We start from the raw sequence: 12,784 nt of genomic DNA, 5'->3' as shown, positions 1-12,784 counted from the left end.
CTGAAAAAAACAAATATGGTATAGTGTTTTTAACTTTATATCAAATCACTTTTTAACTTGAAAGTGAAGGTAGAGGTGCGAGTTTCATTAGTAAAAGTTCCTTAGAGGATTGAGCTTCGTTTGAAGGACTTTGAAAGGGAATATTCGCCGAAGTGAAGAAAGACTCAATATTTTCTTCGCTGGTTCTGCATTGAATAAATGCAGGATTGTCAAGACTATCTGTCTTGGAGGGCTATCTCACTGTGTGTGCGTAGATTGTTCATACGTTTGACTACACAGCAATGGGATGGGTTTCATCTCATTGCTTTTTTTTATGCCGAATATGGGTAGAAATGTGTTGGTTGTACATACAGGCGGCAGGGAATAAAAACGAATGACTTGAAAGTAGGGGAGAAAAGTGGGCTTAATTGTACAGAAATTTGGTGGAACCTCCGTAGGCTCGGTTGATCATATTCAAAATGTAGCCAACCGTGTCATTGAAGAAAAAAATAATGGTAATGATATCGTTGTCGTTGTGTCGGCTATGGGCAAAACGACTGATCAATTAGTTGGTATGGCAAAAGAATTATCACCTGCTCCAAGTAAGAGAGAAATGGATATGTTGTTATCTACAGGTGAGCAAGTTACAATCTCCTTATTAACAATTGCATTAAATTCCAAAGGTTATGAGGCAACTTCCTATACAGGCTGGCAAGCAGGGATTAAAACGGAATCAGTACATGGTGACGCAAGAATCACTGATATTGACACAAAGCCTGTTTCACAAGAGTTAAAGAAAGGGAGAATTGTTATCGTAGCGGGTTTTCAAGGTTTAAGTGAGACTGGCCAAATAACGACATTAGGTCGGGGTGGCTCTGATACAACAGCCGTGGCTCTTGCAGCAGTATTAAAAGCGGACAAATGTGATATATACACTGATGTAACAGGTGTATTCACAACTGATCCACGCTATATAAAAAATGCAAGAAAGCTTCCATCAATCTCTTACGATGAAATGCTTGAATTAGCTAATCTTGGTGCAGGCGTTCTACACCCAAGAGCAGTTGAGTTTGCAAAAAATTACAATGTAAAGCTTGAAGTACGTTCCAGTATGGAACGAGAAGAAGGAACAATTATTGAGGAGGTTGCGGAAATGGAAGAGAACTTAGTTGTTAGAGGGGTTGCTTTTGAAGATGATATTACAAGGGTTTCTGTACTAGGGATTAAAGACCCTTTAATAAGCCTTTCATCCATCTTTTCACTCTTGGCGAAAGAACATATAAATGTTGATATTATTATACAAAGTATTACAGATGATAAATCATCAGGCTTATCTTTCTCTATTAAAAACCAAGATCTTACAGAGACTGTGAAAATACTAGAAAAAAATCGAGAAGCCTTAAGTTATGATCAGATTGAATGGGAATCACAATTGGCGAAAATCTCGATTGTCGGTTCAGGAATGATTTCAAACCCAGGAGTAGCAGCGGAGATGTTTAATGTATTAGCTGCTAATAACATCGTTGTAAAGATGGTCAGTACATCTGAAATAAAGGTCTCGGCTGTGATTGACCAAGCGCATATGTTAAATGCTGCTCAAGCTTTACATCAAACGTTTAATTTAGCTGGGGATTTAATAAAAAATTAAATGAGCTAGCAGTAGTATAAGATAGGAAAATCCAAACACCATTTAAACGCCTTAAAAAGAATGATGTTTGGATTTTTTTTACTGTTGGGTATATTTATTAGGTGTGGATATTGTCCTTTTTATCCCATTTGACTGTGAAGAGGACCTTTCCACCTTTTTTACGTGGGTGCTCGAATGTTTCGCAAATCACTTCTTTTTTCTGTTCGATTTGTTGAGCAATAAAACCAGCTTCTAATTGGAATGTTGCGTGAGCATTTTCTTTACAGCGCTTTTGAATGACTTCACTTGTTAACTGGTATTCGATTTCTTTTTTGTTTTCGAGGTTTTTCGTTAATTTTCCCCAACCAGCCTCGACAAAGAAACTGAATAAGTCTTCTTCTGTTTGTAGAGGATATTTACGCGCTAGTCTCTTGCCTGCCCAGTATAAGATATCTGGTGCGTCTTTACCTAGCAAATCATGTAAAAGTTCTTCTCTAATTAATTCATAACCAAAGGATGGAATCACTTCTTTGTTTGGTTCGATTGATTCTGCCATGTTTTCGGTTTGTTCTATTTGGGCTTCTTGAGATGGCATATTATGCTAAATCTCCCCTCTTTCATAAAGTCTAATATATACAATTTACTTGGAAAAAACGAATACGTACAGTGAAAAGGGAAAAATTTTTAGTTTGTAAAACTGGTGTAAATTATGGGAATAATCTTAACACTAATAATAATCTAATGTAAATGCATTTTTATGCGTAAAATATGAATATTATTGCGTGATTTAAGCTATTTTAATATACCGCCAAATAGGGTTGAAAAAACTATATCATTGGTTTTTTGAGTGAAACTAGAATAGAAAAAATTTTCGTAATATCGACAAAATCTGTATCCGTTTTCTTGACGCTAATGGGCGATGGGAGTAAAATGGACATGTCATATAAATGTTTTGAAAATGATTTGCATTTTCTTAGTGATGCGAAGGATTTGTTATGTACATATTCAGCGTGTCATGCTACAAATTCAAGGGGGTAAACTTATGGCGGGTAATCGAGAGTTTTTAAATCGCAGATTGCATTCATTACTTGGAGTTATACCTGTTGGGGTCTTTCTGATCCAACATTTAGTAGTGAACCATTTTGCAACTAGGGGAGAAGAGGCATTTAATAGCGCATCACATTTCATGGAAAGTCTTCCTTTTAGATATTTCCTAGAAATATTTATTATTTTCTTACCTTTGTTATATCATGCAATTTACGGTCTTTACATTGCGTTTACAGCAAAAAATAACACTTCAAGATTCGGATTTTTCCGAAACTGGATGTTCTTAGTTCAACGTGTAACCGGTGTAATTACATTGATTTTCATCGTTTGGCATGTTTGGGAGACTCGTATTGCAGCAATGTTCGGTGCCGAAGTAAATTATGATATGATGGCTGATATTTTGTCTAGCCCATTCATGTTAGCATTTTACATCGTTGGTGTATTATCTGCAATTTTCCACTTTGCAAATGGTTTATGGTCCTTCATGGTAAGCTGGGGAATTACAGTATCTCCTAGATCACAATTGATTTCAACTTATGTAACTTTAGTTATTTTTATCGCATTATCAATTGTAGGTATTCGTGCTATTTTTGCTTTCGTGTAATGAATACATACATTTTTCTATAATTTGTTCGGTTTTTTTTAGAGGTATTAGTATTAAGGGAGTGAGTCAGATATGGGTAAAGGAAAGGTTATTGTTGTCGGTGGCGGATTAGCCGGATTGATGGCAACTGTTAAAATTGCTGAAGCTGGCGGACAAGTAGAATTATTTTCTTTAGTGCCGGTTAAACGTTCTCACTCTGTTTGTGCCCAAGGTGGTATTAACGGAGCAGTAAATACAAAAGGTGAAGGGGATTCTCCTTGGATTCACTTTGATGATACAATTTATGGTGGTGACTTCTTAGCTAACCAACCTCCAGTTAAGGCGATGGCAGAAGCAGCACCTGGAATTATTCACTTATTCGACCGTATGGGTGTTATGTTCAACCGTACACCTGAAGGGTTATTAGATTTTAGACGCTTTGGTGGAACACAGCATCACCGTACTGCTTTTGCTGGTGCGACAACAGGTCAACAATTGCTTTATGCATTGGATGAGCAAGTGCGTCGTCACGAAGTAGCAGGGTTAGTAACAAAATATGAGGGTTGGGAGTTCTTAGGAACTGTCATTGATGATGACGGTGTTTGTCGTGGGGTAGTTGCGCAAAACCTACAAACAATGGAAATCCAATCATTCTCAGCAGATGCTGTCATTATGGCTTCTGGTGGACCGGGAATTATTTTTGGTAAATCAACTAACTCTATTATTAATACAGGCTCTGCTGCATCAATCGTTTATCAACAAGGCGCGTATTATGCAAATGGTGAGTTCATTCAAATCCATCCAACTGCTATACCAGGAGATGACAAACTACGTCTAATGAGTGAATCTGCACGTGGTGAAGGTGGTCGTGTTTGGACATATAAAGACGGGAAACCTTGGTATTTCTTAGAGGAAAAATATCCGGCATACGGTAACTTAGTTCCTCGTGATATTGCTACACGAGAAATCTTTGATGTTTGTGTAAACCAAAAACTAGGTATCAATGGTGAAAACATGGTTTACCTTGATCTTTCACATAAAGACCCGAAAGAATTAGATATTAAATTGGGCGGTATTATTGAAATTTACGAGAAATTCCAAGGTGATGATCCTCGTAAAGTACCAATGAAAATCTTCCCAGCTGTTCACTATTCAATGGGTGGTTTATGGGTAGATTATGATCAAATGACAAATATCCCTGGATTGTTTGCTGCAGGTGAGTGTGATTATTCACAACATGGTGGTAACCGTCTTGGAGCTAACTCATTGCTTTCTGCCATTTATGGTGGTATGGTTGCTGGTCCAAAAGCGCTTGAATATATTGAAGGATTAGAGAAATCAAGTGAAGATTTATCTTCTTCATTATTTGAAGGTGCAGTTCAACAAGAACAAGAGAAATGGAATAAAATCATGTCTCTTGATGGAACAGAAAATGCATATATCCTTCACAAAGAACTTGGTGAATGGATGACTGATAATGTAACAGTTGTTCGTCATAACGATCGTTTATTAAAAACAGATGCTAAAATTGTTGAATTGTTAGAGAGATATGAAAATATCAACATTAACGATACAGCTAAATGGAGTAACCAAGGGGCGGCGTTTACTCGTCAATTACAAAATATGCTTCAATTAGCTCGTGTTATTACAATTGGTGCATATAACCGTAACGAAAGCCGCGGTGCCCATTATAAACCAGAATTCCCTGATCGAAATGATGATGAATTCTTAAAAACAACTATGGCTAAATTCGTTGATGGCAAATCAGCGCCACAATTCCATTACGATGAAGTGGATATCAGCTTGATTAAGCCACGTAAACGTGACTATACAACGAAACATTAAGAGAAAACTCGATGAAAGGGGAGTAATTAATCGTGTCAGAAGCAGCAGTAAAGTCTAAAACCGTATTATTTCAAATTACAAGACAAGATGGTCCTGATTCAGATTCTTATGTAGAAGAGTTTGAACTTGATTATCGTCCAAATATGAATGTGATCTCTGCTCTAATGGAAATTCGAAGAAACCCGGTAAATACAAAAGGGGAGCATACAACCCCAATTACTTGGGACATGAACTGTTTGGAAGAAGTTTGTGGAGCTTGTTCTATGGTCATTAACGGCAAGCCACGTCAATCTTGTACAGCTCTGATCGACCAATTAGAACAACCAATTCGTTTAGCACCAATGAAAACATTCCCGGTAGTACGTGATTTACAAGTTGATCGTAGTCGCATGTTTGATTCATTAAAAAAAGTAAAAGCATGGATTCCGATTGATGGAACATATGATTTAGGACCAGGGCCGCGTATGCCAGAGAAAAAACGCCAATGGGCTTATGAATTATCAAAATGTATGACTTGTGGTGTATGTTTAGAAGCGTGTCCAAATGTAAACAGCAAATCTGATTTTATCGGACCGGCACCACTTTCTCAAGTACGTTTATTCAACTCGCATCCAACGGGTGAAATGAATAAGGCAGATCGTTTAGAGGAAATTATGGGTGACGGTGGTCTTGCTAACTGTGGTAACTCACAAAACTGTGTGCAATCTTGCCCTAAAGGTATTCCTTTAACAACATCAATTGCCGCGCTTAACCGTGATACAACATTACAATCTTTTAAAAACTTCTTTGGAAGTGACCGTGTGTAATAGATTTTATAGAACACTGAGGGTTATAGCCTCAGTGTTTTTTTTATCCAGTTAAAAGAGTAAGAGGTGGATCTTCGTTTAAATTAGCAATATTTTTAATAGTATTAAGCAATAGGTACTGAAAATTCATAATAATAAAACAAAATACCTATTAATTAATAAATAAAGAAAGTACTTTCAGCTTATTTTTGGCAAAAAATGTAGAATTTTTGTTATAAATAAACACGAATCATAGAAAAACTGGTATATTTCAGTTGTTGAAAGATTAATAATAATTTGAAGGAGGAACAGAATGAAATTAGCTAGAAATCGATGGTTGGCCTTATTGATGATTTTTATGTTAATATTTTCTAGCTTCAGCCCTCTAGCGGGACAAGCAGCACAAGAAGATGTATTGACGGTGAATGAAGCGATTGAAAATAACGAAGGAAATGCAACAGTAGAAGGTTACATAGTAGGTCATACAGTTTCGACGAATAATTACAATTTTAATCCACCTTTCAGTAATGACTATAATATTGCGATAGCTGATGATGCGAATGAACAAGATTCGTCAAAAATTTTACCTGTTCAAGTGTCTAGCAGCTTTCGTGCGACATTTGGCTTACAGACTAACCCTGATATTATAGGTGAAAAAGTACAAATAACAGGCAATCTTGAAGCATATTTTACCGTACCTGGCTTGAAAAATCCAACTGCATTTACATTTGCTGATGGAAACCCTGATGATGGTGAAGAGGAAGAACCATCTGATGGTATTGAAGGTCTGCACATTCGTGATATACAAGGAGCGGGGCATGAGTCTCCTTATGTAAATCAAAACGTAACAGCCGTACAAGGTATCGTAACAAAAGTAGTAGATAACAGTAATTTTTATATGCAAGATGATACACCCGATGATAATCCCCATACATCAGAAGGGATTCTCGTGTACAAGCCTACGCATCAAGTGAAAGTTGGAGATAAGGTTACAGTGGATGGGCTTGTGAAAGAATGGGTTCTTGACGGATATAGTGAAAAGTTAGAAACAGATTTAGCCATGACGGAAATCAATGCCCAAAATGGGAAGTTAAGCATTGAATCATCAGGAAATGACCTGCCAGAAGCAATTGTTTTAGGCAAAGATCTACCTATACCTCATGATATTATTGATAATGATGAATTGCAATCTTTTGACCCTGAGGAAGATGGTATCGATTTTTATGAGAGTCTAGAAGGTATGCGCGTCGCAGTGGAGAATCCTCAAGTTGTTGCACCTCAAAAATATGGTGAAATACCTGTCATTGCGAATCAGGAAGAGGATAAACTCTATACGGATCAAGGCGGAGTTTTATTAACGGAAGATAATGCAAATCCAGAAAGACTGCATCTTTTATTAGAAGAGGATAATTATGTAGCTAAAACGGGTGATCGTTTTGATGGTACAGTCACCGGTGTAATTAGTTATGGTTATAGCAACTTTAAAGTATTAGTGGATATGGATTCTTTACCAGATCTTATTGAATCGGAAAAAGAAGAAGTAACGACAGAACTTGGTAAGGATGAAGGAAAATTAACAGTTGCCTCTTATAATATTGAAAATTATTATGAAGGTACAAGCCAAGAAAAGACAAATAGAATAGCGCAGTCAATGGTCAATGAGTTAAATTCACCGGATATTATTGGTCTTGTAGAGGTACAAGATGATAATGGCCCGACTGATGATGGTATAACAACGGCAAAAGCTAGTTATGAGAAATTAATTGCAGCCATTGCCGCAAACGGTGGTCCGACGTATGACTGGGCAGATATTGCACCAGAAGACAAGCAAGATGGCGGTCAACCGGGTGGGAATATCCGAGTAGGATATCTCTATAATCCAGAGAGAGTTACATTAAAAGAGGCACCAAAAGGCGGGGCTAACGACGCGGTTACGTATGAAGACGGTCAATTAACATTGAACCCAGGTCGCATCGATCCGACGAATGAAATTTTCCAAGATACAAGAAAATCGCTAGCTGCACAGTTTGAATTTAATGGAGAAGATGTGATTGTCGTTGCTAATCACTTTAATTCTAAGTCAGGTGATGAACCACTATTTGGGAAGAATCAACCTCCAGAATTAGTGAGTGAAGCACAAAGAATACAGTTAGCAGAAGCTGTAAATGGGTTCGTGAAAGATATAGAGTCTAAAAACCCAGATGCGAATGTTATTGTATTAGGGGATATGAATGATTTTCAATTCACTCCCACATTAGAAACATTAAAAGGTGAAGAGTTAACGAATATGGTTGATACTTTACCGGAAAACGAACAGTATACGTATAATTACCAAGGAAATATGCAAGTACTTGATCATATTTTAGTATCGAATCATTTAGCAGAAGCTGCCAAAGTAGATATTTTAAATATCAATTCTCTATACATGGAGGAGCATGGTAGAGCTAGTGATCATGATCCGTTATTAGTTGAGTTAGACCTCGCAGTTGAAGAGGAAAATGACGGGCCATTCTCAATGAGTATCCTTCATACAAATGATACCCATGCTCATTTAGAAAATGTACCAAGGTTATTTACTGCAGTGAATCAACTAAGAAATGAAAAAGAAAATACACTATTAGTTGATGCTGGGGATGTATTCTCAGGTACATTATTTTTCAATATGTACCTAGGACAAGCGGACTTACAATTTATGAATCGCCTAGGTTATGATGCTATGACATTTGGAAATCATGAATTTGACAAAGATTCGCAAGTGTTGGCTGACTTTGTATCCAATGCGGATTTTCCATTTGTTAGTGCAAATGTGAATGTTGAGAATGATGAGATTTTAAGTGAATTAAAAGTAAATGAGTTTGGATATCCTGGAGAAAACGGTAAGATCTATCCTGCCATTATTAAAGAAGTAGATGGTGAAAAAGTAGCATTATTTGGCTTAACAACAGAGGACACTTCATTTTTGGCGAACCCAGATGAAGCCATTGTTTTTGAAGATGCAGTTGAAATGGCCAGCAATACAGTAGCAGCGCTTGAAGAAGAAGGAATTAATAAAATTATTGCACTTTCACATTTAGGTTATACGCCAGATCAGGAATTAGCTGAAGCTGTTCAAGGTATCGATGTGATTGTTGGAGGACATTCTCATACGACATTAGAAGAGCCAGTTGTAAAAAATGAAGATGGAGAACCAACTTTAATCGTTCAAGCCAATGAATATCATAAATATTTAGGCTCTTTAGACATTGTTTTCGATGATGAAGGCGTACTGTCAGAGTGGGATGGTGAGTTACTTGATCTCGTTAGTCAAGATGAGAACGGTGAATATGTTTATGAAGAAGATGAATGGGCGCGTAATAAACTTGATGAGTTAAGTGAACCGTTGGAGGAATTAAAACAAGAAGTAGTCGGGTACAGTGAAGTTGCCTTGAATGGTGAACGTACTGATGTTCGTACGAAAGAGACCAATTTAGGAAACTTGATTGCAGATGGTATGCTCTCTAAAGCTAATGAATCTGTGCCAACACAAATTGCGATGCAGAATGGTGGCGGTATTCGTGCATCTATTGCTCAAGGTGAAATTACGCTTGGCGATGTTCTTACTGTGTTGCCCTTCGGTAATATGTTAGTAACCCTTGATTTAACAGGAGAAGAAATAAAACAAGCATTAGAACATAGTGTAGCAAATATTGAAGAAGGTGCTGGCCAATTTATGCAAGTGGCAGGTCTTCGCTTTAAATTTGACCAAGCACAGCCAGTGGGTGAACGTGTCCATGGCGTTGAAGTGAAAGTAGACGGTGAATATATAGCAATCAATGAAGACGAAACCTATACGGTTGCGACCAACGCTTTCACGGCCGATGGTGGAGATGGATATGATATGTTCAAAAAAGCCAAGGATGAGGGCAGAATTACTGAACTATTTGAAGTGGATTATGATGTGTTTTCCACCTATTTGGAAAACAATAATCCAGTAGCTCCGGAAGTTGAAGGAAGAATTATTGCAGAAGTGAAATCAACGGATCCAGAAGAGCCAGGTGAACCAGAAAACCCTGAAGAGCCGAGCGCATGTATTCCTGGCCCCGATACTAGCTGGTCTGAGTGTAAACAAGAAATCATTGATCACTTGAAGGACAAGGTAAGAGAATTCACAAGATGGATTTGGGAAATGATTAAAAAATGGTTTGGGTTTTAGGATAAAATCTATTTAAAGTAAGCCCCAGCACACACTTCGTAAAAAAGTTTGTGCTGGGGCTTTTTATTGTAGTGTTAACACCATATCTTTGAGATTTCTCGTTTTTTATAAGAAAGTGTTGGTAAATTATTTGTCGAGTCATCTTATCAGCTTTTTACATTTGAGAAGGAAATCCCTTCAAATGACACCAAAACACGTTTTACGCGGTTTGCCTTAAAGTTATTAAACATGAATGACTCAATTAAGCAATTATAGTTACAAAATCAGAAAAAGTAACATAAGAATATGTAAGAATTTCTCCTTTTGTATTTGTGTGAAAAAAGCTATAATAAGAAAAAGGGTGACTGAATGCTCATTCATTTTCAAGGAGGATTTAAAAGTGAAAAAAACTGATTATATAGAAAATATTGTGACATGGGAAGAAGAATTTATATTTGCTCATCCTGTTAAGGTGCGCTTTTCTGAAACAGATATGTTTGGTCATTTGAATAATACGGTTCCATTTGTTTACTTTGAAGAGGCTCGCATTGAGTATTTTAAAAGTTTAAATCTTATGGACGATTGGGTGAAGGAAGAAAACGAAACATTTATTGTCGTTGCAGATCTCCAATGTGACTATATGAAGCAAGTTTACTTCGATGAGCACCTCTTAATTTATGTAAAAGCAAGCAGAATCGGACAATCCTCGGTAGATATTCATTACATGGGTAAAAGAGAGAATGGTGACATTTGCTTTACAGGAAGAGGAACGATTGTTCAGGTATCTAAATTAACTGGTAAAGGTGCGCAGTGGACTGATGAAATGAAGCTTGCTTTTCATGAGAAAATAAATGTACCTCAATCTTAGATAGGGACAGGCGTACATTTAGAAAATAAACATTCTCTACTTCAAGAATTTCAGTCACTCTCATTGTTTAACATACATATGATATGATGACTAATACACACCCACCCCGCGATTCATGGCTGGCGAAAGGCAAGGAGGGTTACAATACTTGAAGGAGAATGATTATACTCACAAGCCGTTACTCACAAAACGAGAAAGGGAAGTATTCGAGCTGCTAGTACAAGATAAAACAACTAGGGAAATCGCTGGTGAATTATTTATAAGCGAAAAGACAGTTCGGAACCACATATCTAATGCCATGCAAAAGCTTGGTGTAAAGGGGCGTTCACAAGCTGTTGTAGAGCTCCTTCGTATGGGAGAGCTAGAGTTATAATTTTAGACCGGCAGTCCGTCTGGATTGCCGGTTATCAATGTAATAGAGTTTGAGTATTCTAGGCGGGCGCAATGCTCGTTTTTCTTTTCTTGACATATTTTTTTAGTTTGCTTACAGTTCTCGCTTGAATTTTCCTCCGAAAAAGGTGACAATAAAATTAGGGTTAAAAGTAACGGAATAACCGAATATTTCGATGATATATATAGGAGTGTAGTGAATGAACGTAAGAGAACATAGAAATGAACATGTTAATGAAGTTGTAGCAGATATAGAAAAGGATTTACGATATATTTCTGGAATCATTAAGCAACATGGCCGTGAAATTTTAAGCAATTATACCATTACTCCCCCGCAATTTATTGCCTTACAGTGGTTATTAGAGGACGGGGACATGACAATTGGAGAATTATCGAATAAAATGTACTTAGCCTTTAGTACAACGACAGATTTAGTCGATCGTATGGAAAAGAGTGAATTGGTGAAAAGAGTAAAAGATCCTAATGATCGTCGCGTTGTAAGAATCCACTTATTGGAGGAAGGCGAAAGAATTATAGAAGAAGTGATCGACAAAAGGCAAGATTATCTGCAAGAAGTATTAAAGGATTTTTCCGGTGAAGAGGTCGTTCATTTAAGGGAGAATCTAAGAAAATTGCATCAAGATATGAAAAGAGATTGAGGCGAGAAGAAAGTGAAACAACCGATAGGTATTATTGATTCAGGGGTTGGCGGATTAACTGTTGCAAAGGAAGTGATGCGTCAGTTACCTAATGAAAATATTATTTACTTAGGAGATACAGCTCGATGTCCATATGGTCCGAGGTCTGGAGAAGAAGTAAAAGAATTCACATGGCAAATGACGAAGTTTTTATTAGAAAAAGAAGTGAAGATGCTCATTATTGCCTGTAATACTGCGACTGCTGTTGCGTTAGATGATATTAAAAATGAGTTACCAATTCCGGTCATTGGCGTTATTTTTCCTGGAGCAAGAACGGCGTTAAAAGTAACAGAAAATCATATCATTGGCATCATTGGTACAGCGGGAACGGTGAAGAGTCGTGCTTATGAACTCGCTTTAAAAGGGATCAATAATCGTACGGTAGTTCATAGCCTAGCTTGTCCTAAATTTGTCCCACTAGTAGAAAGTGGGGAGTACGAGAGTGTATTTGCGAAAAAAATCGTTCTAGAAACGTTAGGGCCATTAACAAATAAAGGTTTAGACACATTGATATTAGGCTGTACACATTACCCGCTGTTGGAGAATCTTGTTAAGCAAGTGATGGGTGAAGGTGTTAACGTGATTAGTTCCGGAGATGAAACCGCTCGAGAAGCAAGCACGATTCTTTATGATCGCGGCTTTTTAAACACGAGTGAAGAAGATCCTCAGCACCGTTTTTTCACAACAGGTTCTGAAGCGATGTTCAAAGACATAGCAACAAAATGGTTGCATAGAGAGATAAACGATGTGGAGCGCATACAACTCGGATAATATGGAGACACCAAATATAA

10 protein-coding genes and 1 riboswitch are annotated in these 12,784 nt (G+C 37.3%); of the genes, 9 read left to right on the top strand and 1 reads right to left on the bottom strand.

Annotation, left to right across the window (positions count from 1 at the left end):
• Nucleotides 1-62: 62 nt before the first annotated feature.
• Nucleotides 63-243, top strand: a riboswitch (Lysine riboswitch).
• 154 nt (nt 244-397) lie between these two features.
• On the top strand, nt 398-1,627 hold the full coding sequence (locus LG276_RS17170; RefSeq protein WP_095372348.1) for an aspartate kinase: 1,230 nt from the start codon (nt 398-400) through the stop codon (nt 1,625-1,627).
• 97 nt (nt 1,628-1,724) lie between these two features.
• On the opposite strand, the gene LG276_RS17165 is transcribed toward LG276_RS17170, so the two are convergent.
• The gene (locus tag LG276_RS17165) at nt 1,725-2,201 is read right to left on the bottom strand and encodes a YslB family protein (protein WP_251162601.1); all 477 of its coding nucleotides are present in this window, start codon (nt 2,199-2,201) and stop codon (nt 1,725-1,727) included.
• Between the two features lie 447 nt (nt 2,202-2,648).
• Between LG276_RS17165 and LG276_RS17160 the strand changes: the two genes are divergently transcribed.
• The 8 genes from LG276_RS17160 (at nt 2,649) to racE (ending at nt 12,764) form a co-directional block, all read left to right on the top strand.
• Nucleotides 2,649-3,257: a succinate dehydrogenase cytochrome b558 subunit gene (locus LG276_RS17160; protein WP_095372349.1), complete on the top strand. Its 609-nt coding sequence runs from the start codon at nt 2,649-2,651 to the stop codon at nt 3,255-3,257.
• Between the two features lie 72 nt (nt 3,258-3,329).
• Nucleotides 3,330-5,081, top strand: coding sequence for a succinate dehydrogenase flavoprotein subunit (gene sdhA / locus LG276_RS17155; protein ID WP_224935808.1), 1,752 nt, complete (start codon nt 3,330-3,332; stop codon nt 5,079-5,081).
• A 32-nt stretch (nt 5,082-5,113) separates the two neighbouring features.
• The gene (gene sdhB, locus LG276_RS17150; protein WP_095372351.1) at nt 5,114-5,887 is read left to right on the top strand and encodes a succinate dehydrogenase iron-sulfur subunit; all 774 of its coding nucleotides are present in this window, start codon (nt 5,114-5,116) and stop codon (nt 5,885-5,887) included.
• Between the two features lie 292 nt (nt 5,888-6,179).
• Nucleotides 6,180-10,058, top strand: coding sequence for a 5'-nucleotidase C-terminal domain-containing protein (locus LG276_RS17145; RefSeq protein ID WP_404292443.1), 3,879 nt, complete (start codon nt 6,180-6,182; stop codon nt 10,056-10,058).
• 379 nt (nt 10,059-10,437) lie between these two features.
• The gene (locus LG276_RS17140; RefSeq protein WP_404292441.1) at nt 10,438-10,905 is read left to right on the top strand and encodes an acyl-CoA thioesterase; all 468 of its coding nucleotides are present in this window, start codon (nt 10,438-10,440) and stop codon (nt 10,903-10,905) included.
• Nucleotides 10,906-11,053: 148 nt separating this feature from the next.
• On the top strand, nt 11,054-11,278 hold the full coding sequence (locus LG276_RS17135) for a response regulator transcription factor (protein WP_066191568.1): 225 nt from the start codon (nt 11,054-11,056) through the stop codon (nt 11,276-11,278).
• Nucleotides 11,279-11,495: 217 nt separating this feature from the next.
• Nucleotides 11,496-11,954: a MarR family winged helix-turn-helix transcriptional regulator gene (locus LG276_RS17130; RefSeq protein ID WP_095372354.1), complete on the top strand. Its 459-nt coding sequence runs from the start codon at nt 11,496-11,498 to the stop codon at nt 11,952-11,954.
• Between the two features lie 12 nt (nt 11,955-11,966).
• Nucleotides 11,967-12,764 carry a glutamate racemase gene (racE, locus tag LG276_RS17125; protein WP_095372355.1) on the top strand — a complete coding sequence of 266 codons (798 nt, stop codon included), beginning with the start codon at nt 11,967-11,969 and terminating at the stop codon, nt 12,762-12,764.
• Nucleotides 12,765-12,784: the final 20 nt, after the last annotated feature.

This window comes from Cytobacillus kochii (assembly GCF_044790165.1).
Taxonomy (GTDB): domain Bacteria; phylum Bacillota; class Bacilli; order Bacillales; family Cytobacillaceae; genus Cytobacillus; species Cytobacillus kochii.
The sequence above is the reverse complement of the archived record's forward strand: the minus strand, read 5'-3'. Positions and strand labels throughout refer to the sequence as shown.